The organism is Streptomyces sp. NBC_00286, assembly GCF_036173125.1.
In the GTDB taxonomy this organism is placed as follows: Bacteria; Actinomycetota; Actinomycetes; order Streptomycetales; family Streptomycetaceae; genus Streptomyces.
The window spans coordinates 3,255,151-3,280,141 of record NZ_CP108054.1 but is presented as its reverse complement, the minus strand read 5'-3'; the positions used below and the strand labels follow the sequence as shown (position 1 = coordinate 3,280,141).

The following is a 24,991-nucleotide window of genomic DNA, read 5'->3' as shown; positions in this document are numbered from 1 at the left end:
CGCGGTTCCGTCCCCTCACTGATTACCAGTTGCAACGCGCAGGAAATCTAAGGGACAGTTCCGCCCTATGGAACCCCCGTCCGGAATACGGAAGTAAATGTGCGCATTCCGTGGCGACCACGTGTGATCAGCAGCAACGGAACCCCTGCCGGGGATCCGACTCCTGACGCTCAGTACGCTCCCGCTCGAACTCGCGACGGGACGGCACGAGTGCGTCCGGATGTGCCGTACGGACATGGGTGGCGTAACGGTCGTACGCGGACTCGTCGGTCAACTCCCGTACGTACCACCGCACCGACCTAAGAACCCGGAGCAGCCCCGACAGCATCACGTTCCTCCTCCTTCTCCTGGCGGGTCGGGATCAGCCCGGCCGGGGCGACGATCTTCGACTCCACGTACGGTGCCTCGCTGAGCGTGGAGAGCGCGGGGCGGCGTACATGCCTGATGCACACCCTGGCAGCGTCCACGATCACGATCACGATGAGCAGTGCGAGGACCGCCGAAAGGACGCCGTCCACGGTGGAGTTGGTGACGACGGTACGCATGTCGTCCATGGTCTTCGCGGGCGCGAGCACCTCACCCCGGTCGATGGCGTCCTGGTATACCGAGCGCTGCTTGAAAAAGCCGACGCGCGGATCGCTCGAGAACACCTTCTGCCAGCTCGCCGTCAGCGTCACCGTGGCGTCCCACGCGAGCGGAATCCCGGTGACCCAGGCCCACTTGAGGCGCCCGGACTTCACCAGCAGCGTCGTACAGACGGCCAGCGCGACCGCCGCGAGCAGCTGGTTGGAGATGCCGAAGATCGGGAACAACTGGTTGATGCCGCCGAGCGGTTCATGGACGCCCACCCACAGGAAGTAGCCCCACAGACCGCAGACGATGCCGCTGGTGATGACGAGTCCGGGCTTCCAGCTCACGTTCTTGAAGGGCTTGTAGACGTTGCCCAGGGTGTCCTGGAGCATGAAGCGGCCCACGCGGGTGCCCGCGTCGAGCGCGGTCAGGATGAACAACGCCTCGAACATGATCGCGAAGTGGTACCAGAACGCGCGCAGACTGTCCCCGGTGATCTGGGAGAAGATGTCCGAGATACCGATCGCGAGCGTGGGAGCGCCGCCGGTCCGCGACAGCAGGGACGCCTCCTCGACGTTCCGTGCCGCCGCCGCAAGGTCCTCGGGGGATATCTGGTAGCCCCAACTCCCCACCACCTGCGAGGCGTTCTGCACCGAGTCCCCGATGACACCGGCGGGCGCGTTCATCGCGAAGTACAGACCCGGGTCGATGATCGACGCCGCGATCAGCGCCATGACCGCGACCGACGACTCCATGAGCATGGAGCCGTATCCGATCATCCGGACCTGCGTCTCCTTCTGGATCATCTTCGGCGTCGTACCGGAGGAGATGAGGGAGTGGAAGCCGGACAGTGCGCCGCAGGCGATGGTGATGAAGACGAACGGGAAGAGCGAGCCCGCGAAGACCGGACCGTCGCCGCGTGAGGCGAAGTCCGTGACCGCGTCCATCTTCAGCGTCGGCAGGGCGACGACGACGCCGAGCGCGAGCAGGAAGATGGTGCCGATCTTCATGAACGTGGAGAGGTAGTCGCGCGGCGCAAGGAGCATCCACACGGGCAGGATCGAGGCGATGAAGCCGTACGCCACCAGCCAGATCACCAGCGTCGAGGGCGCCAGCGTGAACGCGTCGGCCCACGTCGACTCCGCGACCCACCGGCCGGAGACCAGCGCGAGCAGCAGCAGCGCGATGCCGATCAGCGAGACCTCGGTGACCCGGCCTGGCCGCAGCACCCGCAGGTAGAAGCCCATCAGCAGGGCGATCGGGATGGTCATCGCGATGGAGAAGGTGCCCCAGGGCGACTCGGCAAGGGCGTTGACGATGACCAGGGCCAGTACCCCGAGCAGGATGATCATGATGGCGAAGGCGGCGAGCAGGGCGGCCGCGCCGCCGAACGGGCCGATCTCCTCGCGCGCCATCTGCCCGAGCGACCTGCCGTCGCGGCGCGTCGAGAAGAACAGCACGACCATGTCCTGCACGGCGCCCGCGAAGATCACGCCGGCGACGATCCAGATGGTGCCGGGCAAGTAGCCCATCTGCGCGGCCAGTACAGGTCCCACCAGTGGGCCCGCGCCGGCGATCGCCGCGAAGTGATGGCCGAGCAGCACGCGTCGGTCGGTCGGATGGAAGTCGATGCCGTTGTTGAGACGCTCGGCGGGCGTGGCCCGGGTCTTGTCGACCTTGAGGACCTTGTTCGCGATGAACTTCGAGTAGAAGCGATAGGCGATGGCGTACGAGCCGAGAGCCGCCGCCACCATCCAGGCGGCCGACACCTCCTCGCCCCGCGAGAGCGCCAGTACGGCCCAGCCCGTCGCGCCCACCAGCGCGACGAGCGTCCAGATGACGATGGATCGAGTCTTCGCGGTGCGCACCGGGTGGTCCTCCCGTCCATGCGGCGACGGGGGGACCGTAAAGCAGGAACAGCGGTTGCGCTACACCGCCTGCAGCAACACTCCTGATGCTGCTTCAGCCGCTACTCCTGAGGCCGCTTCAGCCGCGCGACGAACTTGTACCGGTCCCCCCGGTACACCGACCGCACCCACTCCACCGGCTGGCCGTCCTTGTCCAGCGAATGCCGGGACAGCATCAGCATGGGCAGGCCCACGTCCGTGCCGAGCAGGCCGGCCTCGCGTGGGGTGGCCAGGGAGGTCTCGATGGTCTCCTCGGCTTCGGCGAGATGGACGTCGTACACCTCGGCCAACGCCGTGTACAGCGACGTGTACTTGACGAGCGACCTGCGCAGCGCGGGGAAGCGCTTCGCGGACAGATGCGTCGTCTCGATCGCCATCGGCTCGCCGTTGGCCATGCGCAGCCGCTCGATGCGCAGCACCCGGCCGCCCGCCGAGATGTCGAGCAGCCCGGCGAGGGTGTCGTCGGCGGTGACGTAGCCGATGTCCAGGAGCTGCGAGGTGGGTTCGAGCCCTTGGGCCCTCATGTCCTCGGTGTACGAGGTGAGTTGGAGCGCCTGGGAGACCTTCGGCTTGGCGACGAAGGTGCCCTTGCCCTGGATGCGTTCGAGCCGCCCCTCGACGACGAGTTCCTGGAGGGCCTGGCGGACGGTGGTGCGCGAGGTGTCGAACTCGGCGGCCAGAGTGCGCTCGGGGGGTACGGACGTTCCGGGCGGCAGCGTCTCCGTCATGTCGAGCAGGTGCTTCTTGAGGCGGTAGTACTTGGGCACACGCGCGGTACGGATGGGGGACCCACCCTCGTTCTCCGCACTGCTCACGTCGGTGCTCATCCTCATGCCTTCCCGGCTCCTGGTGCCGATGCGGCCGACGTACGCGTCGGCACGGCTCACATCGTGGCACGGCCTGTCGTGCGAGTGTCCCCCGCACGCTCCGTGATCTCCCCTATATACCGTTCACCATTACCTCTGGTCTAGTCCACCACATTTAAGTGGTCCACCCGGGGCCGGCGAGCCCACCTGCTCTTTTTGCCACTTTCCTGCTTAAAGGTTCTTGAATATGTAGTTCTCGTAACGGACGTCCGGACGGGCCTGTTCGCCGTTGACACCCCTCTAGGTCTAGGCCAATCTTCGGCTACTGGTCTACACCACTGGTGGCCAGGCGAGGAGGGGTGACATGAAGCGCAAGCTCATCGCGGCCGTCGGTGTCGCGGGCATGATGGTCTCCATCGCGGCGTGCGGAGGCGGCGGCAGCAAGGCGGCCGAGGATCCCAAGGACCGCAAGGGCGAGTTGACGGTCTGGCTGATGGTGGATGCCCAGACGAGTTGGCCGGAGCTGGTGAAGCAGGCCAACACCGAGTTCAACGAGAAGTACCCGGGCGTCAAGGTCAACGTCCAGTACCAGCAGTGGGGCGACAAGACCAAGAAGCTCGACGCCGCCCTGTCCGGCGACAAGTTCCCCGACGTGGTCGAGCTCGGCAACACCGAGACCATGACGTACATCCTCAACGGGGCCCTCGGCGAGATCGACGAGAAGAAGTACGACAACTCCGACACCTGGATCGACGGCCTGAAGGACACCTGCTCCTACGAGGGCAAGATGTACTGCGTGCCCTACTACGCCGGTGCGCGTGTGGCCATCTACAACAAGGACATGTTCAAGGCCGCCACCGGCAAGGCCACCCTCCCCGAGACCGAGGCCGAGCTGACCGAGGCGCTCGACCAGGTCGAGGCCGAGTACGGCAAGAAGGACAAGGCGTTCTCCCCGCTCTATCTGCCGGGCCGCTACTGGTACGCCGCCATGTCGTACGTCGCCGCCTACGGCGGACAGATCGCCGAGTACGACGAGGGCGGCAAGAAGTGGAAGGCCACGCTCTCCTCACCCGAGGCGCAGAAGGGCATCCAGCACTACGTCGACCTGGTCAAGAAGTACAACAACGGTGACCAAACCAAGGACGAGCAGGACCACGCCAACGTCATGGCCAACCAGAAGACGGCCCTGATCTACGGCAACGGCTGGGAGTCCGGCAGCGTCATCGACCCGGCGGCCAACGGCAACCCCAAGCTCAAGGACAAGATCGTCACCGCCGGCATGCCCGGCCCGAACGGCAAGGCGCTGCCCAGCTTCATCGGCGGCTCCGATCTGGCCACCGTCTCCAAGTCCGAGAACCAGGACCTGGCACAGGACTGGATCTCGATCTTCACCAGCGAGAAGTCCGAGGCGGCGCTCGCCGAGAAGGACATCCTGCCGAACAACACCAAGCAGCTGGAACCGCTGAAGGCCAAGCCGGAGACGGCTCCGATCGCGAACGCCGTGCCGGACGCCTGGTTCACGCCGATCGCGCCGGGCTGGGCCGCTGTCGAGAAGAAGGAAACGCTCGAGCTGATGCTGCTCGACATCCTCAAGGGCACGTCGGTCGCGGAGGCCACCAAGGCCGCCGACGCGGAGATCGACGAGCTGATCAACGAGGCCTCCTGACGCCTTGATCCTGCGGGGACGGCGGGCCAATCCCCCAAGTCCGCCGTCCCCGCACCCCGGTTACCGGTCCGAACGGAAGGCCAGCACAGTGAGTGCCGCCGAAATGAAAGCCCCCGCCCCTCCGGTGCCCGTCCCTCCGCAGCCCGCGCACCGCGACACCCCGCCGTCGCCGGCCCGGACAGCGCCGAGGAAGCGGGTGGGTGCCTATCTGCCGTACGCCCTGATAGCCCCGACGGTCGTGGCGATCGCCGCGGTGTTCGTCTGGCCGCTCATCAAGACGGTGATCATGTCCTTCCAGGACGTGGGCCGCCGGGAGTTGTGGACGGGCCAGGCGGCCGAGTGGGTCGGCTTCGAGCAGTTCACCAACATCCTCGGTGACGGCGAGTTCTGGGACGTCGTCTGGCGGACGGTGCTGTTCATGGTCGCCTGCGTCGTCACCACCATGGGCGTGGGGCTGCTCCTCGCCCAGGCCATGCAGCGGATGAGTACGTGGATCCGGCTCGCCCTGACCGCGGCGCTGGTCGCCGCCTGGGCCATGCCGCTGCTCGTGGCGACCTCGATCTTCCGCTGGTTCGCCGACTCCGACTACGGCGTCGTCAACATGGTGCTGACGAAGTATCTGGGGCTGGACTTCCGCGGCCACAACTGGTGGCTCGACCCCAAGCAGGGCTTCCTGATCATCGCGGCGGTGGTCATCTGGGGCGCCATCCCGTTCGTCACCATCACCCTCTACGCGGCCCTCACCCAGGTGCCCAGGGAGCTCGAGGAGGCGGCGGCGCTGGACGGCGCGGGCGCGCTCGGCGTATTCCGCTACGTCACCTGGCCCGTCATCAAGCCGGTCTTCCAGATGGTCGCCACGCTCTCGGTGATCTGGGACTTCAACGTCTTCGGCCAGGTCTTCCTGATGCGCGGCAACGAACCGGAGCCCGAGTACAGCCTGTTGGGCATCTACTCGTTCGAGAAGGCCTTCGAGTCCAACTCCTTCAGCCAGGGCGCGGCCATCTCGCTCATCACGGTGCTGCTGCTCTCCGGTGTGGCCGTGTACTACCTGCGCCAACTGCTCAAGATCGGAGAGGTCGAGTGAGCGCCACGACGTCCACGCGCCCGGGGCGGCTTGCCCGCCTGGGGTCCAGTACGGCCCCCCGCCCGGATCGCAAGAAGAAGAGCCGGCACGTCTACAACCTCGTAGGCATCCTCGCCCTGCTCGTGATGGCCTTCCCGGTCTACTGGCTGGTCGTCAGCGCGCTGCGGCCCAACCACGAGATCCGCAGCTACGACCAGACCCTGTGGCCGTCCTCCGTCTCCTTCGACAACTTCAAGCGGGCGATCGACGCTCCGAACTTCGGCTCGGCGATCCAGTCCAGCCTGATCATCTGTGTCACGGCCGTGGTCGGGGCGATGGTGCTGTCGACGATCGCGGCCTTCGCGATCGGACGGTTCCACTTCACCGGCCGCAAGGCATTCATGATCACGCTTCTGGTGATCCAGCTGCTGCCGCCGACCGCGATGCTCATCCCCATCTACATCCAGCTCAACGGCCTGGGTGCGCTCAACGAGTACTGGGGCGTCATCGTCATCTACCTGGTCTCCGCGCTGCCCTTCGCCACCTGGATGATCCGCGGCTTCGTCATCAACATCCCCAAGGAGCTGGAGGAGTCGGCGATGGTAGACGGCTGCAGCCGCATGGGTGCCTTCTGGCGGGTCATCTTCCCGCTGCTCGCTCCGGGCCTCGCCGCCGCCTCGATCTTCTCGCTCATCAACGCGTGGAACGAGTACCTGCTCGCCTACGTGGTGCTCCAGGACAACGACAAGTACACCCTGAACGTGTGGCTGATGAACTTCACCACGTCCCGCGGAGTCGACTACGGCGCACTGATGGCCGCCTCGACACTCATCGCTCTCCCGGTGGTCGTCTTCTTCATGCTCGTCCAGAAGAAGATGGCCTCGGGGCTTACTTCCGGCGCCGTGAAGGGATAACGCCACCGATGACGACACTCACCGATGGAACCTCCACTCTGACCCGCGACGCCCTGGCCGTCCTGCAGCCCGGCTTCACAGGCACCACCGCCCCTGACTGGCTGCTCCGGCGCCTGAGCGAGGGCCTCGCCTCCGTCGGCCTCTTCGGCCGGAACATCGCCTCGCCCGACCAACTCGCCTCCCTGACCGCCCAGTTGCGCACCGAGCGCGACGACGTCCTGGTCGCCATCGACGAGGAGGGCGGTGACGTCACGCGCCTTGAGGTGCGTACGGGCTCGTCGTTCCCGGGCAACCACGCGCTGGGCGCGGTGGACGACGTCGCGCTGACCCGGGAGGTCGCCGCCGAACTCGGCCGCCGCCTGGCCGCCTGCGGCGTCAACCTCAACTGGGCCCCGTCCGCCGACATCAACTCCGACCCCGGCAACCCGGTCATCGGCGTACGTTCCTTCGGCGCCGACGCGTCATTGGTGGCCCGGCACACGGCCGCGTACGTCTCCGGCCTCCAGTCCGCCGGAGTCGCCGCCTGCGCCAAGCACTTCCCCGGCCACGGCGACACGGCGGTCGACTCGCACCACGCGCTGCCACGCATCGACGCGGAGCTGCCGGTCCTTCAGAGCCGGGAGCTGGCCCCGTTCCGTGCGGCCATCGAGGCGGGCACGCGCGCTGTGATGACCGCGCACATCCTGGTCCCGGCCCTGGACCCGGACCGCCCCGCGACCCTCTCGCCCCGCATCCTGACCGGGCTGCTGCGCGAGGAACTGGGCTACGACGGCCTCATCGTCACCGACGGCATGGAAATGCGGGCCATCTCCGGCACGTACGGCATCGAACGGGGCAGCGTCCTCGCGATCGCCGCCGGCGCCGACGCCATCTGTGTGGGCGGAGGGCTCGCGGACGACGAGACGGTACTGCGACTGCGGGACGCGCTGGTCGCGGCCGTACGGTCGGGCGAGCTGGCCGAGGAACGGCTGGCCGACGCGGCAGCGCGCGTACGAGCACTGGCGGCCTGGACGGCTTCGTCGGGAAAGCCGGGACCTGTGCGGGGAGCGGCTTCTGCTGCGGGCTCGCCTTCGGGGCCGGGTGCCCTGTCGGCCGGGCACTCCGGGAGCGCGAACCGCGCCGGCGTCGGCCTGATCGCGGCGCGGCGCGCGCTGACCGTGACCCGTGCGGAGCACTTCGCTCCGGTCACCGAGGCGCCGTACGTCGCCGCCTTCACCCCCGTCGCCAACTTCGCCGTCGGCGACGAGACCCCCTGGGGTGTCGCCGCCGAACTGCGGCGCCTGCTGCCGGGTACGGAGACGGGGAGCTTCGCGGGGGAGCGGGCCGGGTCGGAAGCGCTCGCGGCCGCGGGCGGCCGGCGGATCGTCGCCGTGGTCCGCGACGCCCACCGCCACGCCTGGATGGCCGCGGCCCTGGACACCGTCCTCGCCGCCCGCCCCGACACGATCGTGGTCGAGATGGGCGTACCCCAGTCGCCACCGCGGGGTGCCCTGCACCTCGCCACCCACGGCGCGGCCCGCGTCTGCGGCCGGGCGGCGGCGGAGGTCATCGCCGGCTTGTAGGCGGGCGGTTGGCACGGCGATTCGTCGCAGCGGGTTGTAAGGCTGCCTTTAAATGTAGTACTTCTTATACATGAGCGAGCAGGTGCACAACAGGCTGGCCATGGTGCGCGCCGAACGGAAGGTGTCGCGCCAGAGCCTGGCCGAGGCAGTGGGAGCCCACTACCAGACCATCGGCTATATCGAGCGGGGGCAGTACAACCCGAGCCTCGACCTGGCACTGAAGATCTCGAAGTTCTTCAATCTGCCGGTCGAGGCCCTGTTCTCCCTCGAACCGTTCCGGCCGCTCACGGACGAGGTCTACGGGAGGAACCAGCCATGACTACGACACGCCTGACCCGCTACGACGGGAGCATGCTGCGGATCATGAACGACCGCCGCGCCCAGGCTTTGTACGCCACGGCGGCACGCCGACGTCTGACCGTCGCCGTGCACATCACGCTCACCGTGGCCATCGGCGGACTGAATGCCCACATGTTCCTCGCCAAGGGTGAGCCGCTGTGGGCCGTCGCCGCGATGGCGGTGCTGCTGCTTCCCTGGATGGTCGCGACCGGGGCCATCAACGGTGCCACCCGGGGCCTGCTGGAGCTGCGCGAACACGTACTGGACGAGCGGCAGTCGGCGGAACGCAACCGCGTCCTGGCCCGGTCCCACCGCATGACGACCCTGCTCCTGGCCGCGGCGGCGACCGCCCTGCTGATCACGGGCGGTGTCAACGGCGACGCCCCGAAGGCCTACGCCGCACCCCTCCTCATCGCCGTCCTGGTCGTCAACTGGATCATGCCGCTGTGGGTGGCCGGCCTGACGGCCAAGGACGAGCCGGCCGAGGAGGAAGAGCCGACGGCCTAAGGGCCGGAGTCCCCGCCGAGACTGTGCCCCCGCAGGCGCCCAAGAGCGCCCTGCGGGGGCTTCCTTATGCGCCTATATGCCCTGCCACCCCGGCTTGTTGGCGTAGGTGTGCCGGAAGTAGTCGGCGAGCTTCAGCTTGGCCGCGGCGGCCTCGTCGACGACGACCGTCGCATGCGGGTGGAGCTGCAACGCCGAGGCGGGGCACACCGCGGCGACCGGCCCCTCCACCGTCGCCGCCACCGCGTCCGCCTTGCCCTCGCCGGTGGCGAGCAGCACCAGGTGCCGGGCGTCGAGAATGGTGCCGATGCCCTGCGTGATGACGTGATGCGGAACCTGCTCGATGTCCCCGTCGAAGAAGCGCGCGTTGTCGATGCGGGTCTGCTCGGTCAGCGTCTTGATCCGCGTACGCGAGGCGAGCGACGAGCAGGGCTCGTTGAAGCCGATGTGCCCGTCGGTCCCTATGCCGAGCAACTGGAGATCGACGCCACCCGTGTCTTCGAGCGCCTTGTCGTACGCCTCGCAGGCCGCCCGTATGTCCGACGCCGTCCCGTCCGGCCCCATGAAGGCCTTGGCTTCCAGCCCGAGCGGCTCCAGCACCTGCCTCCGCAGCACGGAACGGTACGACTCCGGATGCTCGGCCGGCAGCCCCACGTATTCGTCGAGCTGCGCGATCCGAGCCCGCGAGACATCCACGGCCCCGGCGCGCACCTTCGCCGCCAACGCCTCGTAAACGGGCAACGGCGTCGACCCGGTGGCCACCCCGAGCAGGGCGTCGGGCTTGCGCCTGAGCAGCTCCGCCATGGCCTCGGCGATGAGCTCGCCACCCGCCGCGGCGTCAGGAACGATGACAACTTCCACGCTGGGCCTGCCGTTCTGAAGGATCCGAAGGAGATCTGAAAGAGGGGGGACTCAACGACGTCTGTGGTTTAGACCAATCTAGCAGAACCGCAATCCGCTCCCACTCCCGAGCCGTACGGGGTTAGGGTGCGGGGTGGATGCTGCGCGCGAGGTTGTTGGATAAGGACACAGCAACAAACATCCGCCAACGCGTAGACATGGCGGAGTGGTCTAGTCCACAATTGCAGAGACAAAGCTTGAAAGCGCAACGGAACGATCAAGCAGTCTGACCGACCAAGCCTCCGCCTTCCCCGCACAGGAAGGCGGACCGAGGAACCGGGGCTCTCTGCCCTGACTGCGCCGGCTCCTCATCCTTCGGCCGACCGGGACCGCACACCCCACGGCCGTTGCTGCTCCGGGCTGCGGTGCCGGGAGGGTTGAGGGTCCCTCTCAGGCGCCGCGGCCCGCGGGTGCTGCATCATTCCGGGGAACGACCCCCGGACCCCCAGCCGTTTGCTCGCCGAGCCATGTTTTCGGGCCATGTCCGAGTGCCCAGGTACGCTCGCACTCGTGCCCTCCATGAACGACCTCGTCCGCCAGCACACCGCCCTCGGTGACTCCGATCTCGAGTGGCTCCACCTGCTGGTCTCGGAGTGGCAGCTTCTCTCCGACCTCTCCTTCGCCGACCTCGTCCTGTGGGTCCCCACGCGTGACGGCACCCGGTACGTCTCGGTCGCCCAGATGCGCCCCAACACCGGCCCCACCTCGTACCAGGACGACATGGTCGGCCACCTCGTCCCCCGCGGCCGCCGCCCCATGCTGGACGCCGCCCACGACGAGGGCCGGATCGTGCGCGAGGGCGACCCGGAGTGGCGCGAGGAGGTCCCCGTACGGGTCGAGTCCATCCCCGTGAGCAGGGAGGGCCGCGTCCTGGGCGTCATCGCCCGCAACACCAACCTGCTCACCGTGCGCACCCCTTCACGCCTCGAACTGACCTATCTCCAGAGCGCTTCCGACCTCGCGCAGATGATCGCGGCGGGTTCCTTCCCGTTCCCGAACCAGCAGGTCGACATGGACGCCTCGCCCCGGGTGGGCGACGGCCTGATCCGGCTGGACGCGGACGGCGTCGTCCAGTACGCCTCGCCGAACGCGCTGTCCGCGTACCACCGCCTCGGCCTCGCCGCCGACCTCGTCGGCCACCACCTCGGCAAGACCACCGCCGAACTCGCCCCGTCCCGCGGCCCGGTGGACGAGGCCCTGGCCAAGGTCGCCAGTGGCTGGGCGCCCCGCGAGTTCGAGATCGAGAGCGACGACGGGGTGATCCAGCTCCGCGCGATCCCGCTCAAACCCAAGGGCACGCGGGTCGGTTCACTCGTACTCCTGCGGGATGTCACCGAACTCCGGCGCCGCGAGCGCGAGTTGATCACCAAGGACGCGACCATCCGGGAGATCCACCACCGGGTGAAGAACAACCTCCAGACGGTCGCGGCCCTGCTGCGGCTCCAGGCCCGCCGCATCGACTCCGACAAGGGCCGCGAAGCCCTCGAGGAAGCGGTACGCCGCGTCGGATCGATCGCGATCGTGCACGAGACGCTCTCTCAGAACCTGGACGAGCGTGTGGAGTTCGACGAAATCGCCGACCGCGTCCTCGCCATGGTGGCCGAGATCTCACCGGGCAAGGTGACGGGCCGGCGCACCGGCCGCTTCGGCATCCTCGACGCCGAGGTCGCCACCCCGCTCTCCATGGTCCTCACAGAGGTCCTGCAGAACGCCCTGGAACACGGCTTCCGCGAAGGCGACCGCGGCACAGTAGAAGTCTCGGCAGTCCGCGGCGGCACCACCAAGCAGACCCGCCTCCTGGTAACCGTCCAGGACGACGGCATAGGCCTCCCCCCAGGCTTCGACCCCAAACGCTCGGGCAACTTGGGCCTACAGATCGTAAGAACCCTGGTGGAAGGCGAGTTGGGCGGAACGTTCGACATGGTCCCGGCCCCGGACCGAGGCACGCAAGTGATCCTGGACATCCCGGTCCGATCACACTGAGCGGACATGCTGAGGTCCGGTGCGTTCCCGTGCCCCGAGGGGCCGCAAGCCCTTAGGCGGCGCGGGGCTGTGTGGATTTGCGGCTCCGCCGCGTGGGCGCGACCAGCGCCGCCTTAGGAGCGCGGTAGCGCTCTTAGGGGCGCGGGGCTGTGACATTTGCGGCTCCGCCGCGGGGCGCGAGCCCCAACGAACCCGCAGCCCAAAACCGCCCGCCCAACGGAGCCCAAATACAGCAATGCGCCTTGGATCACTCCGTGATCCAAGGCGCATTGCTCATACGCGTACGCATCGGCGGGTACTGCGCGCTGCGGCTCGGGGGCGGGAGATGCGTACTCGCCGTACGCGCCGCCAAGCTCAGGCTGTTGCGGGGCGGGTTGTCAGGCGGAGGCCTGACGGGCCCGGTTGCGGGCGGCGCGGCGCTTCATGGCGCGGCGCTCGTCCTCGCTGAGACCACCCCAGACGCCGGAGTCCTGGCCGGACTCGAGCGCCCACTGCAGGCACTGCTCCATGACGGGGCAGCGGCGGCAGACGGCCTTGGCTTCCTCGATCTGCAGCAGCGCAGGACCGGTGTTGCCGATGGGGAAGAAGAGCTCGGGGTCTTCCTCGCGGCAAACGGCGTTGTGACGCCAGTCCATGGCTGCTACCTCTCCTTGGTATTACATGCGGGTTTGCTTGTGAATGTGAACGCTTTCACGAATCCCTCAACAAGTGAAGGGCCGACTACCAGACGGACTGGTGTCGTCCTTGAAGTGAGGAGGGGTTCTGGCTCTCTGTGGGGCCGATTCTGCGGGCCGCCCCGAGCGCCACGTAGAGACTCGCAAACCTCAGCGGCGGATACAACCCCTTCTGGAAAGTTTTTTTTGATTCCTCGGTGTCGACTAGGTCACAGCCGTACTTCCATGGGGTGGATCCTGGCCTAAACGTTCGAGTGAAAGGACTTTAGCCCCTTCTGCTCACACAATCACACGCAGTGCACGGCGAACGCCTGTGAACGTCACGCTCGTACGCAGTCCCAGATGGTCGCCGTCCATCTGAAGGGGGAGTGGCACCTTCGAATGCAAGGTGAAGTCCGTCAGGTCGTGCAGGGAGAGGGCGTGCTTTCCATGGGGCCCCCGCTCGGGGGACGAAGTGAGCAACTGCGTGGCATATCGGGCGACCGCAGCCGTGGACATCCGGCTGAGACCCAGTACGTCGAGGCCGGTTTCGAACGAGGCCTTAGGTGACGCATACACCGGGCGATTGCCGAGATACGTCCAAGGCGAGGTATTGCAGACGATCGACATCACCAAGTCGGACACAGGATCCTCACCGGACCGCTCCAGGGTGATCATGCCGTGCCGCCGATGGGGCTCGTCCAGGAACTGGCGCATCGCCTGGCGCAGATAAAGGGCGTGCGTGGAGCGCTTGCCGCGCTCACGCTGCTGCTCGACCCGTCCTATGACGCCCGCGTCGAAGCCGAAGCCCGCGCAGAACGTGAACCAGCGGGACGGAACCGCCTCGTCGTCCGTGCCCGGAGTGCCGGCCGCGATACCGAGGCCGACCGTGCGTTCCGTGCCGTCGCGCAGCGCGTCGAGCAGGGCGCCTGTCGCCTCCACGGGCTCGTTGGGCAGGCCCAGGGCGCGGGCGAAGACGTTGGTGGAGCCGCCGGGGACCACGGCGAGGCGGGGCAGACGGTCCGGATCGGGGCCTTGGTGCAGCAGGCCGTTCACGACCTCGTTGACCGTGCCGTCGCCGCCGAGGGCCACGACCAGCTCTATGTCCTTGCTCTCCGCCGCCTGCCGGCCGAGGTCCCTGGCGTGCCCGCGGTACTCGGTGGTGACCGCCTCGAGCTTCATCTCGCTAGCGAGGGCGTGGATCAGGACGTCACGCGTGCGTGCGCTGGTGGTAGTAGCTGCCGGATTGACCACGAGAAGTGCACGCATGCGATGCAGCGTACCTACCTGGTGGTACCCGGCCCATACCGAGGGGGGATCAGGCGGTCGAGGGGAGGGGGCCGAGGGCTACCCTGCAGGAGTGAGCGCTGCGAAGACCCCCACCCCGGACGCACCGGACGCACCCGAGACGGGCCCCCGCCCCGGGCGGCTGACCGCCGCGGCCGCGCTGGCCGCCCTTGAAGGGCTCGCGCTGGTCGCGGCCGGCGTCTACATCCTGGTGATGGGCCTGGCCGGCGACCCGGACGACCGGCAGCAGGCCGTCACCGGAGGGGTCACGCTGATAGTGCTCGCGCTGCTGCCGCTGCTGGCCGCGCGCGGGCTGCTCAGGCAGCGCAGCTGGAGCCGGGGTCCCGCGATCATCACGCAGATCATGGCGCTGCCCGTGGCCTGGACGCTCCTTCAGGCCGACAGCCTGGCCATCCCGGGCGGCATCGCCCTGGCCGTCGTCGCGGTCGCCGCGCTGGTGTTCCTGCTGAACCCGGAGACGACCCGGGCCCTCGGAATCCGCGGACCCGGGAACGCGCAGAAACAGAAGTAACCGGCGCATTCAGCCTCGTACGAGATCAGGCTCGTACGACTGCCCTTACTGGGGCGCTTACTCCTCGACGAGCAGTTTCTCCCGCAGCTGGGCCAGTGTTCTGGCCAGGAGGCGGGAGACGTGCATCTGGGAGATGCCTACCTCCTGGGCGATCTGCGACTGGGTCATGTTCGCGAAGAAGCGCAGCAGCAGGATCCGCTTCTCGCGCGGTGGCAGATCCTCCAGGAGCGGCTTCAGGGACTCGCGGTACTCGACGCCCTCCAGGGCCTCGTCCTCGGCGCCGAGGGTGTCGGCGACCGCGGGGGACTCGTCGTCCGTGTCGGGGACGTCCAGGGAGAGCGTGGAGTACGCGTTGGCGGACTCCAGGCCCTCCAGGACCTCCTCCTCCGAGATGGCCAGCTTCTCGGCCAGCTCGTGCACGGTGGGGGAGCGGCCGTGCTGCTGCGAGAGCTCCGCGGTCGCCGTGGTGAGCGCCAGGCGCAGTTCCTGGAGCCGGCGCGGGACGCGCACGGCCCAGCCCTTGTCGCGGAAGTGCCGCTTGATCTCACCGACGACCGTCGGCGTCGCGTACGTGGAGAACTCGACGCCGCGCTCCGGGTCGAAGCGGTCGACCGACTTGATCAGGCCGATGGTGGCGACCTGCGTGAGGTCGTCCAGCGGCTCGCCGCGGTTGCGGAAGCGGCGCGCGAGATGCTCGACGAGCGGGAGATGCATCCGGACCAGTTGGTTGCGCAGCTCCGCGTACTCCGGGCTGCCGTCCGGCAGTTTGCGCAGCTCGATGAACTTGGCCCGAGCCCCGCTGCGGTCGTGCGGGTCGTGCTGTACGTGCTGTACGTGCTGTACGCCCGTGGCGCCTTCGGCGGCGCCGCCCGAGTTCCGCTCATGCTGCTCGTGCTGCTCGCTCATAGTCCCGCCTGTCACCCGCAGCCGCCCTTCCGGGGGCGCTCCCCCAGACTCCGTCCCGGGAGATCCCCCTGGGACCCCGATCAGAGGCGCCCCGGCCGCCGAGGAGTCGTCCTCCGGGTGCGGCCGGGCCTGCTGCTCGGGGATGCCGTCGGCACCCTCCGCCGCCGTACGCCGGGGCCCGCTCAGGCCGCCGGCGCCCTCAGCGGGAAGTTCTCGTGTGCCGCGCTCTTCGTCCCGCACCGGCCCGTCCCCATTCCTCACGCCGGCCCGGGTCCCGCGCCGCGCTGTTTGTAGAGGCTGATCGAAACGGTCTTGTCGTCGGCGACCGAGGAGGACACCTTGCCCGCCAAGGCCGACAGCACGGTCCAGGCGAACGTGTCCCGCGAAGGCGCGTGGCCGTCGGTGGTCGGGGCCGAGACCGTCACCTCCAGCGAGTCGTCGATCAGGCGGAAGACACAGCTGAGGACGGAGCCGGGCACGGCCTGCTGCAGCAGGATCGCGCAGGCCTCGTCGACCGCGATGCGCAGGTCCTCGATCTCGTCGAGGGTGAAGTCCAAACGCGCCGCGAGTCCGGCCGTGGCCGTACGCAGCACCGACAGGTAGGCACCCGCAGCCGGCAGCCGGACTTCGACGAAGTCCTGGGTCGCGGGCTCGCCTGCGAACTGGGACACCCTCACCTCCAAGGTGGTACAAGCTCTATCGGGGGCCGAGGGTCGCCCCTCGGGGTAACGCGCTACGTGGTTCAGCGGTGACGCTACCGCGCTCTCAGGTTTCCTGTCCCCATGACCCCAACCCGTTGTCGTCACTCATAGTAAACACAGTTATACGCACAGTGGCTAGGGGTCTGCGGGCCCAATTGGGAAGAGCGTGCGCCGGGTTGACGTACCCAGGCGTCAGACCGCCGAATCTTACGGATCCTTCGGTCACACGATGACGTGGTCGACGAAGCACCATCGCCAGCTCTCACCGGGCTCGAGCGAGCGCATCATCGGGTGTCCCGTCTCCTTGTGGTGCTCCGTCGCATGCCGCATCGGCGACGTGTCGCAGCAGCCTACGTGACCGCAGTCCAGACACAGCCGCAGCTGCACCGGGTGCGTGCCCGCGGCACGACACTCGACGCAGGTCTCGCTGAGCGGTCCGGGTTCCGGACGCGGCAGCGAAGCGGTGTGCGTGCACTGTTTCATGATTGCCAGGTTACGACGGGCGCGGCGAAAACAGCTCAAGAACGAAGGCAGGCCGAAACCGATGCATGTGATGCCTCTGTTGCTGCTGATCGCGGGCTGTGCCGCGGTGGCCGGTGTGGCCCGCCGCACCCCGGTCCCGCCGCCCCTGCTGCTCGTCACGATGGGCCTGGCCGTCTCGTACGTCCCCTGGGTGCCCGAGTACGAACTCGACCCCGAAGTGGTGCTGCCGCTGCTGCTTCCCCCGCTGCTGTACACGGCGGCGACCGACAGCTCGTATCTCGATCTGCGGGCGCACATACGGCCCGTGGCGCTGCTGTCGGTGGGCTACGTGCTGTTCGCGACGCTCGTCGTCGGCTGGGCCGCGTATCTGATCGTGCCCGACCTGCCGCTCACCGCGGCCCTGGTGCTCGGCGCGGTGGTGGCGCCGCCGGACGCGGTGGCGGCGACGGCCGTCGCCCGCCGGGTCGGGCTGCCCTCGCGGCTCACCACGATCCTGCAGGGTGAGTCCCTGGTGAACGACGCGACCGCGATCACCGCCTTCAAGGTGGCGCTCGCCGCCGCCGTCGGGGAGGGCGCGTCCTGGGCGGGCGGGATCGGCGAGTTCCTTCTCGCGGCGCTCGGCGGGGTCGGGATCGGGCTCCTGTTGATGGTGCCGATCCACTGGCTGCGTACGCATCTCAAGGAGGCGCTGCTGCAAAACACGCTCTCCTTGTTGATCCCTTTCTTCGCGTATGCGGTCGCCGAACAGGTGCACGCCTCCGGAGTGCTCGCCGTTGTCGTCGTCGCCCTCTATCTCGGGCATCGCTCCTGGCAGGTCGATTTCGCCACTCGGCTCCAGGAGGAGGCGGTGTGGAAGATGGTCGCGTTCATCCTGGAGTCGGCGGTCTTCGCGTTGATCGGTCTGCAACTGCCGATCGTTCTGCAGGGGCTCGGGGAGTACGAGGGCATCCGCGCCGTCTGGTACGCGGTGGCCCTCTTCCTGGTGGTCGTCGCGGCCCGCTTCGTATGGGTGTATCCCGCGACGTTCCTGCCGCGCATGCTGTTCCGGCGGATCCGGGAGCGGGAGGAGGACCCCACCTGGAAGGGGCCCTTCATCGTCGGCTGGGCCGGCATGCGGGGTGTCGTCTCGCTCGCCATCGCGTTCTCGATCCCGCTGACCATGCACGGCGGCGAGGATTTCCCAGGCCGGAATCTCATCCTCTTCCTGACCTTCACGACGGTCATCGGGACGCTGGTCGTGCAGGGGCTGACGCTGCCCCCGCTGATCAAGTGGCTGAAGCTGCCCGGACGTGACGCACAGGCGGAGACGCTCGCGGAGGCGAACGCCCAGGCGCAGGCCTCCCGGGTCGCCGAGCAGCGCCTGGACGCACTCCTCGAGGACGAGCGCAACGCTCTGCCGCCCCCGCTCGCCGAGCGCCTCCGCTCGGTCCTGGAGCGGCGCCGCAACGCCGTGTGGGAGCGGCTCGGCTCGGTGAACCCGGTGACCGGGGAGTCTGTGGACGACACGTATCGCCGTCTGTCGCGCGAGATGATCGGCGCCGAGCGGGAGGTGTTCGTGAAGCTGCGCGACGGTCGCTATATCGACGACGAGATGCTGCGGACGTTGCTGCGGCGGCTAGATCTGGAGGAGGCGGCTGCCTATCGGGAGTCGGCGACCTGAGGTGATGGCCGACTACGGGGGGATGGCCGGTTGCGGGGTGAAGGGCGGTTACGGGGTGAAGGGTGCGCCCGTGATCACGGCTGCGACGGTCGTGCCGGGCGGGAAGGCGCCTTCCTCCGTGAGGGTCAGCAGTCCGTACAGCATCTTCGCGACATAGAGGCGCTCGACGGGCAGGCCATGGCGCTGTTCGAAGTCGGCGGCGAAGGCGTCGAGTTCGGGGGTGGTGCGGGAGTAACCGCCGCAGTGGAAGCGGTCGTCGAGGGACCAGTCGCCGCGCGGACCGCCGAAGGCGCGGTGCTGGAGGGTGCGTATCTCCGCGTCGAGGAAGCCGCCCTTGAGGACGGGGATGCCCAGGGTGCGCTGACCGGGGCCCAGTCCCGCGGCCAGCCCGGCGAGGGTGCCGCCCGTGCCGCAGGCCAGGGCGACGACGTCGGCCTGGCCGTGCAGCTCCTCGCCGAGGGTGCGACAGCCGCGTACGGCAAGGGAGTTGCTGCCGCCCTCGGGGACCACGTACGCGTCTTCGGCGCCCGCCTCGCTGAGGATGGTGGCCAGTGTTGCCGGCTCGGTCTTGTGGCGGTAAGTCGACCTGTCGATGAAGTGCAGCCTCATGCCGTCGGCGGCGCAGCGGGCGAGGGAGGGGTTCAGGGGGCGTTCGGCCAGCTCCTGGCCGCGTATCACGCCGATGGTGGGCAGGCCCAGGAGGCGGCCCGCGGCGGCCGTGGCGCGCAGGTGGTTCGAGTACGCGCCGCCGAAGGTGAGGACCGCACGGCCCGCGGCTGCGCGCAGGTTGGGGGCCAGTTTGCGCCACTTGTTGCCCACCAGGTCCGGGTGGATCAGGTCGTCCCGCTTGAGGAACAGCCGTATGCCGTGACGCGCGAAGCGCTCGTCCACGACGGCCTGGAGCGGCGACGGCAGTCGCGGCCGCAGGATGCCGAGGTCGAGCGCTTCGGGGGTCACTGGGGTGCTCGTCAGTTCAGGCGGTCTCGGATGCGCGCGCGCATGGAGGACATGGTGAAGCCGCGGGGGTCGACCTTGCCCGGCTGCCATTCGAGGTGGCCGATCACCGAGCGTTCGTTCCAGCCGTGGTGGCGGCAGACCGCCGCCGCGGCCCGCTCGATCGCCTCCAACTGGGCCGCCGGCCACGGGTCCTCGCCGTCGCCGAGGTTCTCGCACTCGAAGCCGTAGAAGTGGCGGTTGCCGTCGGTGTTCGCCTCGTTGTCCCTCGGGAGGCTCCGCTCGGCGATGACGGCGCGCAGTACGTCGTCGTCGCCGAGCCCCGCGTGGTTGGCGCGGCCGTAGCCGACGAGGTGGACTCGGCCGTCCTTGGTGATGACGCCGTGGCACAGCGGTCCCGGCAGTCCGCTGTAGCCGTCGCGGCAGATCTCGACCGTCCGCTTGCTGCCCCGGGTCACCGTGTGGTGGATCATCACGCCATGGACCGGGCCCCAAGGACCCTTGTGATTGCGATTGTGATGCTCCCAGTCGCCTACTTCGACGACGGTGCACCCTTCGTCCCGCAGTCGCTGCCGGAATCTGCCCGCGGACATGGGTGAGGCCATGACCGCCTCCTTACATGGGGGGCGCGACGGCCACCCATCGCGACCGCCTCGTACCGCCGCTTTTACCCGGAACTCCCCACCGGGGACCACTTGTTCGCACAGCGTGCGAGCCGAATCGGTCAGCTTGACCGCTATTCGACCGTCCACGGCCGGCGGTACGGGCGGTTCGCGTCAGGAGCGCAGTACTCCGTCGCCATGCGTCGCGATGTGGCTCTCCAGGGCCTGGAGAGCGCGCTGCGTCGCGTCGGGAGAGCCCGTGCCATGCCGCTCGGCGTAGTAGGCCGCGCCGAGACTCTTGAGCAGATCGCCGCCCGCCCGCTGCGCCTGCACTTCGTCGAGCTTGTGCTTGCCCTGTGTGATGCCGCGCTGTGCTTGTTCCTTGGCGCGGTCCAGGAAGCCTGCCATTGCTGTCTCCTCGTCGCTCGTCCGTCACCGGTTCAACGCCCGGCCCGATCTTGGTGTTCCCGCCCGGAAATGTCCGTGAACCCGGTCGGCGAAGGCCCCGGCCGACAGCCCTACGGTGTGCCCCTCAATCGAAGATCCAATCCTGCCCATTTCGAGCGGGCCACCCGAGTGAGGATGTGGATGCGGTTCGCATAGGCTGCAACGGATAGGTGGCGACGGGCAGTTGAGCTGGAGGTACGGGGCATGGGCGTGGCGATTCGCAGAGCCGGGGAAGGCGATCGGGAGGCCGTTACGCGGCTTCTGGACGACGCTTTTCAGAACGACCCGGTGAGCAGCTGGGTCTTCCCCGACGCGGACGACCGTCGCCGTACGCACCACCTGCTGATGGGGGCCTTCCTCGGCATCGTGCTGGACGAGGGCTATGTGGATGTCACCGAGGACGGTTCGGCCTGCGCGCTGTGGCTGCCGATGCCCGCGGAGGCCCACGAGGACGACGACGAGGACGGGCCCGCGCAGATGCGTGAGGCAGTCGATCCGGGCAATGAGCGGATCGAGCAGATCGCCCGGCTGACGGCCGGGATACACCCGGTGGGCACGGCCCACGAGTACCTGTGGATGATCGGCGTGGCTCCGGAGCGTCAGGGCGAGGGCCTCGGTACGGCGCTCATCCAGCACGTACTCGACCGCTGCGACCGCGAGCACCTGCCCGCGTACCTGGAGGCGAGCAGCGCCCGCAGCCGCGCCCTGTACGAACGCCTCGGCTTCACCTTCATGGGCAGCACGCTCGACCTGCCGGACGGTCCGCCCATGTGGCCGATGTGGCGCGAGCCGGCCTCGCGCTCCTGACGGAACGCGCCCGGCACGCCCACCCTCAACGCTGTCCGGCCCCGGCCCCGGACTCCGGCACGATCGTCGCGGCGATCCGCTCCACCAGGCCGTCCGGCACGCTCACTCCGGGGAGTACGCCCTCCAGTACCCCCGGCAGGGTCAGGTGCTCCAGGAGCAGGCCGAGCATGGCGAGGTACAGCACGGTCACGGTCTCGTCGCCGCCGGGGAGCCCGGCGTCGCGGTGGAAGTCCATGGCGTACTCGAGGTCCGCACGGACCGTCTTCGTGAATGAGGCCCTCAGCTCCGGGCGCCGCGTGGACTCCAGGCGCATCTCCATGAGCGCCAGATATCCCGTACGGTCCCGTTGCGCCCGCGCCATGAGGTCGTGCATGAACGCCGTGACCAACGCGCGGTCCTTCGGCGCCTTCATCAGCTCGGCCAGGACCTCCGGATCCGGCGCGAGCCGCTCGTGCAGCCGTACGTCGATCTGGCGCAGCAGGTCGTCGCGGCTGCTGAAGTAGTTCGAGGCGGTGCCCACCGGCACCCCGGCCTCGGCGTCCACCGCGCGGAACGTCAGCCCGCGTGCCCCCTCGCGCGCCAGTACCTCCACACCGGCGTCGACCAGGGCGGCTCTGCGCTCCGGGTTCCTGACCATGCGGAATCCTCTCTCCCAGTTGACTCCCGTGCCGGAAATCCCTTGCAACCACTACAAGTGAAGCACTATGAATGGAGTGGTTCAGCTCACGGCAGTCACCCTACGGAAAGAGACCAACTTGCGAAAGCTCACCTACTTCATCGCCTGCTCGATCGACGGCTTCATCGGCGACCCGAGCGGCGAGGCGGAGTTCTTCACGCGAATCGTCGACGACGAGTACGACGAGTACATCGAGTGGTTCTGGAACGAGTACCCGGAGGCCCTGCCGACCCACGTCCGCCGTGCGCTCGGTATCGACCACCGGGAGAACAAGAAGTTCGACACGGTCATCCAGGGCCGGGCCAGCTACGATCTGGCCCTGGCGATCGATGTCACCAGCCCGTACGCCCATATGAGGGAGTACGTCGCCTCGCGCACCCTCAAGGAGTCGCCCGACCCGAACGTCGAGATCATCTCGGACGACGTCGTCGGCAAGGTCCGCGAACTCAAGCAGGAGGACAGTGAGTTCGGCATCTACCTCTGCGGAGGTTCGAAGATCGCGGGCGAGCTGATCGATGAGGTGGACGAGCTCGTCATCAAGACGTATCCGCTGGTCCTCGGCTCCGGAATGCCGATGTTCGGCTCCGCCTTCGCGCTCACCGAGTTCACGTTCGACACGGTGCGCAGCTTCAAGAACGGCGTCCTCGTCCGGACGTACCAGCGCAAGCGGTAACCCGGGCACGTCGCTCATCTGTCGGCCCGGGCCATACCGCAATACCCTGAATGCATGGCCAGTGATGAGTACGTCTGTCCCGTTTGCGGCCACTCTGTCGACCAGGTCGTGCGCCGGCACAAGACCCTGGGCGTGTTCGTGCCCCTGTGGCGTCCCGGCCCGTGCAAGAACCCCAAGTGCGAGGCGTACGAGGGGGAAGAGGCCGAGTCGGAGCCCGTACTCAGGACGGAGTCCGGACCGGCGGTCGGGAAGACCGAGCAGCAGGACTCCTGACGCACATCACGCCCGCCTGAAAAAACTTCCGCGAGCCTGTAGAGAAGCGCGGGCCGGCTCCGACGTCCCCTGTGAGAACCGCCCACCACGGGCGGTCCGAGCCGAAGGAGCGGACTCATGAAGTACCTGGTGATGGTGCAGGGCACGCAGGCGGACTACGAGACCCAGGCGGGCAAGCCCACCGGCGGTGCCCCGGTCTGGAGCAAGGAAGACATCCAGGCCATGTACGAGCACATGGGGGCGATCAACAACGATCTCTCCGAGACCGGCGAGTTCATCGACGCCCAGGGGCTCGCCGAGCCGGCTCAGACCCGCCTGGTCGCCAAGGGCCCGGACGGCAAGCCCGTGATCACCGACGGGCCGTACGGCGAGACCAAGGAAGTGATCGCCGGATACTGGCTCCTGGAGTGCGAGAGCCTGGAGCGGGTCACGGAGATCGCCGAGCGCGTCATCTCGTGCCCCGTGCCCGAGGGCGCGAACGTGTACCCCGTCGTCATCCGGCCGGTCGGCGACGGCGGAGGCGATTGCTGAGCAGGGGAGACGTTTGAGACGTACGACCGAGGTCGAGGACCTGCTGCGCCTGCACGCGCCGCAGGTCCTCGGCGCGCTCGTACGCCGGTACGGGCACTTCGACGCCGCCGAGGACGCCGTACAGGAGGCGCTGCTGGCCGCGGCCGGGCAGTGGCCCGAATCGGGGGTGCCGGACAATCCGCGGGGCTGGCTGATCAGGGTCGCCTCGCGGCGGCTCACGGATGCGTTGCGCAGTGAGGAGGCGCGGCGGCTGCGGGAGGAGAGGGCGGCGGCGCTCACACCGCGCGACGCTTTCACCGCGCCGCCACCCGGGGCCTCGCGCGCGCCCTCCGAGGACGACACGCTGACCCTGCTCTTCCTCTGCTGCCACCCGGATCTGCCGCAGACCGGCCAGATCGCGCTGACGCTGCGGGCCGTCGGAGGTCTGACGACTGCCGAGATCGCCCGCGCGCATCTGGTGCCCGAGGCAACGATGGCGCAGCGGATCAGCCGGGCCAAGCAGAAGGTGAAGGGCGCGCGTTTCGGCCGGCCGGAGAACTGGGAGGCGCGGCTGCCCGCGGTTCTGCACGTCCTGTACCTCATCTTCAACGAGGGATACACGGCCACGTCCGGAGCCTCCCTCCAGCGGGCCGAACTCGCGGGTGAGGCCATCCGGCTGGCCCGTACGGTGCACCGGCTGCTGCCCGGTGACTGCGAGGTGACCGGCCTGCTCGCGCTGATGCTCCTCACCGACGCTCGCCGGGCGGCGCGCACCGGCCCGTATGGCGAACTGATCCCGCTCGACGAGCAGGACCGCGGGCTGTGGAACAAGGCGGAGATCGAGGAGGGCGTGGCCCTGGTGACGTGGGCCCTGTCCCAACGGCGCCCCGGCCCCTACCAGTTGAGGGCCGCGATCGCCGCCGTCCACGACGAGGCGGACTCGCCTGACAGTACCGACTGGGCTGAGATCCTCGGGCTCTACGACGTCCTCGTCCATCTCGTGCCCAGCCCCGTCGAACGGCTCAACCGGGCCGTGGCCGTTGCGATGGTTCACGGCCCTCGCGCCGGGCTCGCCGAACTGGACGCGCTCGCGCCCGAGTTGACGTCGGGGCATCGACTCGATGCGGTTCGCGCCCACCTCCTGGAACGCGCCGGGGATCCCGAGGGGGCCCGCGCCGTCTACGAATCGGCTGCCGCCAAGACCCTGAGCCTGCCCGAGCAGCGCTATCTCCGGGGTCGTGCGGCCCGGCTCGGGGACATCGCTTAGCGTGTCGCTCATGCCCGAGCTTCTGCACATCACCGAACGGTCCCTCTGGGACGCGGCCCGCGCGACCGGCACGTACGAGATGTCGACGCGTGGTCGCACCCTCCAGGAGGAGGGCTTCATCCACTGCTCGACCCGTGCACAGTTGCCGCGCGTTGCCGCTTTTTTGTACGGGTCGTATTCAGGCCCTGATGACCTTGTGGTGCTGGTCATCGACCCTGAACGGCTTGGCGTGCCGGTGAGGTACGAGGCTTCGGAGGCGGGCGGGGAGGAGTTTCCGCACGTCTACGGGGCTATACCGGTGGCGGCGGTTACCGCGGTGGAGCCGGGCGCTCCGCTATGAGAACCG

Annotated in this window: 28 protein-coding genes; 15 read left to right on the top strand and 13 right to left on the bottom strand. The window is 68.4% G+C overall.

Annotated elements, in window-relative coordinates; genetic code table 11:
* Positions 1 to 127 precede the first annotated feature (127 nt).
* From OHT21_RS14735 to OHT21_RS14725, 3 genes are all read right to left on the bottom strand, one after another.
* Positions 128 to 328, bottom strand: a complete 201-nt coding sequence (locus tag OHT21_RS14735) for a YbdD/YjiX family protein (RefSeq protein ID WP_328774084.1) — start codon at positions 326 to 328, stop codon at positions 128 to 130.
* Positions 300 to 2,438 (bottom strand): carbon starvation CstA family protein, encoded by a 2,139-nt coding sequence (locus OHT21_RS14730; protein ID WP_328768744.1) that lies wholly within the window; start codon positions 2,436 to 2,438, stop codon positions 300 to 302. Before OHT21_RS14730 ends, OHT21_RS14735 begins: the two co-directional genes overlap by 29 nt.
* A gap of 101 nt (positions 2,439 to 2,539) precedes the next feature.
* Entirely contained in the window at positions 2,540 to 3,304 is a 765-nt protein-coding gene (locus OHT21_RS14725; protein ID WP_328774083.1) for a GntR family transcriptional regulator, read from the bottom strand.
* Positions 3,305 to 3,647: 343 nt separating this feature from the next.
* Between OHT21_RS14725 and OHT21_RS14720 the strand changes: the two genes are divergently transcribed.
* The 6 genes from OHT21_RS14720 (at position 3,648) to OHT21_RS14695 (ending at position 9,334) form a co-directional block, all read left to right on the top strand.
* Positions 3,648 to 4,949, top strand: a complete 1,302-nt coding sequence (locus tag OHT21_RS14720; protein ID WP_328768743.1) for a sugar ABC transporter substrate-binding protein — start codon at positions 3,648 to 3,650, stop codon at positions 4,947 to 4,949.
* Positions 4,950 to 5,037: 88 nt separating this feature from the next.
* Positions 5,038 to 6,033, top strand: coding sequence for a carbohydrate ABC transporter permease (locus OHT21_RS14715; protein WP_328768742.1), 996 nt, complete (start codon positions 5,038 to 5,040; stop codon positions 6,031 to 6,033).
* 38 nt (positions 6,034 to 6,071) lie between these two features.
* Positions 6,072 to 6,926 (top strand): carbohydrate ABC transporter permease, encoded by an 855-nt coding sequence (locus tag OHT21_RS14710; RefSeq protein ID WP_328774082.1) that lies wholly within the window; start codon positions 6,072 to 6,074, stop codon positions 6,924 to 6,926.
* An 8-nt stretch (positions 6,927 to 6,934) separates the two neighbouring features.
* A complete protein-coding gene (locus OHT21_RS14705; protein ID WP_328768740.1) occupies positions 6,935 to 8,488 on the top strand; it encodes a glycoside hydrolase family 3 protein in 1,554 nt (517 codons plus the stop codon).
* Positions 8,489 to 8,558: 70 nt separating this feature from the next.
* Positions 8,559 to 8,807 (top strand): helix-turn-helix transcriptional regulator, encoded by a 249-nt coding sequence (locus OHT21_RS14700; protein ID WP_059416565.1) that lies wholly within the window; start codon positions 8,559 to 8,561, stop codon positions 8,805 to 8,807.
* Positions 8,804 to 9,334 (top strand): hypothetical protein, encoded by a 531-nt coding sequence (locus tag OHT21_RS14695; RefSeq protein WP_328768739.1) that lies wholly within the window; start codon positions 8,804 to 8,806, stop codon positions 9,332 to 9,334. Before OHT21_RS14700 ends, OHT21_RS14695 begins: the two co-directional genes overlap by 4 nt.
* A 72-nt stretch (positions 9,335 to 9,406) precedes the next feature.
* On the opposite strand, the gene nagB is transcribed toward OHT21_RS14695, so the two are convergent.
* A complete protein-coding gene (gene nagB / locus OHT21_RS14690) occupies positions 9,407 to 10,192 on the bottom strand; it encodes a glucosamine-6-phosphate deaminase (RefSeq protein WP_328768738.1) in 786 nt (261 codons plus the stop codon).
* 558 nt (positions 10,193 to 10,750) lie between these two features.
* Between nagB and OHT21_RS14685 the strand changes: the two genes are divergently transcribed.
* A complete protein-coding gene (locus tag OHT21_RS14685) occupies positions 10,751 to 12,214 on the top strand; it encodes a sensor histidine kinase (protein ID WP_328774081.1) in 1,464 nt (487 codons plus the stop codon).
* A gap of 377 nt (positions 12,215 to 12,591) precedes the next feature.
* On the opposite strand, the gene OHT21_RS14680 is transcribed toward OHT21_RS14685, so the two are convergent.
* Positions 12,592 to 12,849 carry a WhiB family transcriptional regulator gene (locus OHT21_RS14680; protein WP_016639615.1) on the bottom strand — a complete coding sequence of 86 codons (258 nt, stop codon included), beginning with the start codon at positions 12,847 to 12,849 and terminating at the stop codon, positions 12,592 to 12,594.
* A gap of 318 nt (positions 12,850 to 13,167) precedes the next feature.
* Complete coding sequence (locus tag OHT21_RS14675; protein ID WP_328768737.1) at positions 13,168 to 14,136, bottom strand: diacylglycerol/lipid kinase family protein; 969 nt, start codon at positions 14,134 to 14,136, stop codon at positions 13,168 to 13,170.
* 91 nt (positions 14,137 to 14,227) lie between these two features.
* Between OHT21_RS14675 and OHT21_RS14670 the strand changes: the two genes are divergently transcribed.
* Positions 14,228 to 14,686, top strand: a complete 459-nt coding sequence (locus tag OHT21_RS14670) for a hypothetical protein (RefSeq protein ID WP_328768736.1) — start codon at positions 14,228 to 14,230, stop codon at positions 14,684 to 14,686.
* A gap of 57 nt (positions 14,687 to 14,743) precedes the next feature.
* Here OHT21_RS14670 and OHT21_RS14665 read toward each other — a convergent pair whose 3' ends face one another.
* From OHT21_RS14665 to OHT21_RS14655, 3 genes are all read right to left on the bottom strand, one after another.
* Entirely contained in the window at positions 14,744 to 15,853 is a 1,110-nt protein-coding gene (locus OHT21_RS14665; protein ID WP_328768734.1) for an RNA polymerase sigma factor SigF, read from the bottom strand.
* Positions 15,850 to 16,263, bottom strand: a complete 414-nt coding sequence (locus tag OHT21_RS14660) for an anti-sigma regulatory factor (RefSeq protein ID WP_328768733.1) — start codon at positions 16,261 to 16,263, stop codon at positions 15,850 to 15,852. Before OHT21_RS14660 ends, OHT21_RS14665 begins: the two co-directional genes overlap by 4 nt.
* 252 nt (positions 16,264 to 16,515) lie before the next feature.
* On the bottom strand, positions 16,516 to 16,776 hold the full coding sequence (locus tag OHT21_RS14655) for a UBP-type zinc finger domain-containing protein (protein ID WP_328768732.1): 261 nt from the start codon (positions 16,774 to 16,776) through the stop codon (positions 16,516 to 16,518).
* A 61-nt stretch (positions 16,777 to 16,837) separates the two neighbouring features.
* On the opposite strand from OHT21_RS14655, the gene OHT21_RS14650 reads away from it, so the two are divergent.
* Complete coding sequence (locus tag OHT21_RS14650; RefSeq protein WP_328768731.1) at positions 16,838 to 18,436, top strand: Na+/H+ antiporter; 1,599 nt, start codon at positions 16,838 to 16,840, stop codon at positions 18,434 to 18,436.
* A gap of 48 nt (positions 18,437 to 18,484) precedes the next feature.
* Here OHT21_RS14650 and OHT21_RS14645 read toward each other — a convergent pair whose 3' ends face one another.
* From OHT21_RS14645 to OHT21_RS14635, 3 genes are all read right to left on the bottom strand, one after another.
* Entirely contained in the window at positions 18,485 to 19,393 is a 909-nt protein-coding gene (locus OHT21_RS14645) for a 1-aminocyclopropane-1-carboxylate deaminase/D-cysteine desulfhydrase (RefSeq protein WP_328768730.1), read from the bottom strand.
* 11 nt (positions 19,394 to 19,404) lie between these two features.
* Entirely contained in the window at positions 19,405 to 19,995 is a 591-nt protein-coding gene (locus OHT21_RS14640; protein ID WP_328768729.1) for an N-acetylmuramoyl-L-alanine amidase, read from the bottom strand.
* 171 nt (positions 19,996 to 20,166) lie between these two features.
* A complete protein-coding gene (locus OHT21_RS14635; RefSeq protein WP_328768728.1) occupies positions 20,167 to 20,400 on the bottom strand; it encodes a hypothetical protein in 234 nt (77 codons plus the stop codon).
* A gap of 243 nt (positions 20,401 to 20,643) precedes the next feature.
* Here OHT21_RS14635 and OHT21_RS14630 point away from each other — a divergent pair, with 243 nt between their 5' ends.
* Positions 20,644 to 21,246, top strand: coding sequence for a GNAT family N-acetyltransferase (locus OHT21_RS14630; RefSeq protein WP_328768727.1), 603 nt, complete (start codon positions 20,644 to 20,646; stop codon positions 21,244 to 21,246).
* Between the two features lie 25 nt (positions 21,247 to 21,271).
* Here the strand turns inward: OHT21_RS14630 and OHT21_RS14625 are convergent, their stop codons facing one another.
* Positions 21,272 to 21,883, bottom strand: a complete 612-nt coding sequence (locus tag OHT21_RS14625) for a TetR/AcrR family transcriptional regulator (protein ID WP_328768726.1) — start codon at positions 21,881 to 21,883, stop codon at positions 21,272 to 21,274.
* Between the two features lie 118 nt (positions 21,884 to 22,001).
* On the opposite strand from OHT21_RS14625, the gene OHT21_RS14620 reads away from it, so the two are divergent.
* The 5 genes from OHT21_RS14620 to OHT21_RS14600 all read left to right on the top strand — a co-directional run bounded on the left by OHT21_RS14620 (position 22,002) and on the right by OHT21_RS14600 (position 24,985).
* A complete protein-coding gene (locus OHT21_RS14620) occupies positions 22,002 to 22,595 on the top strand; it encodes a dihydrofolate reductase family protein (RefSeq protein ID WP_328768725.1) in 594 nt (197 codons plus the stop codon).
* Between the two features lie 54 nt (positions 22,596 to 22,649).
* The gene (locus OHT21_RS14615) at positions 22,650 to 22,868 is read left to right on the top strand and encodes a hypothetical protein (RefSeq protein ID WP_328768724.1); all 219 of its coding nucleotides are present in this window, start codon (positions 22,650 to 22,652) and stop codon (positions 22,866 to 22,868) included.
* 117 nt (positions 22,869 to 22,985) lie between these two features.
* Complete coding sequence (locus OHT21_RS14610; RefSeq protein ID WP_328768723.1) at positions 22,986 to 23,399, top strand: YciI family protein; 414 nt, start codon at positions 22,986 to 22,988, stop codon at positions 23,397 to 23,399.
* Positions 23,400 to 23,412: 13 nt separating this feature from the next.
* Positions 23,413 to 24,645, top strand: coding sequence for an RNA polymerase sigma factor (locus OHT21_RS14605; RefSeq protein ID WP_328768722.1), 1,233 nt, complete (start codon positions 23,413 to 23,415; stop codon positions 24,643 to 24,645).
* A 10-nt stretch (positions 24,646 to 24,655) separates the two neighbouring features.
* Complete coding sequence (locus OHT21_RS14600) at positions 24,656 to 24,985, top strand: DUF952 domain-containing protein (RefSeq protein ID WP_328768720.1); 330 nt, start codon at positions 24,656 to 24,658, stop codon at positions 24,983 to 24,985.
* Positions 24,986 to 24,991 lie beyond the last annotated feature (6 nt).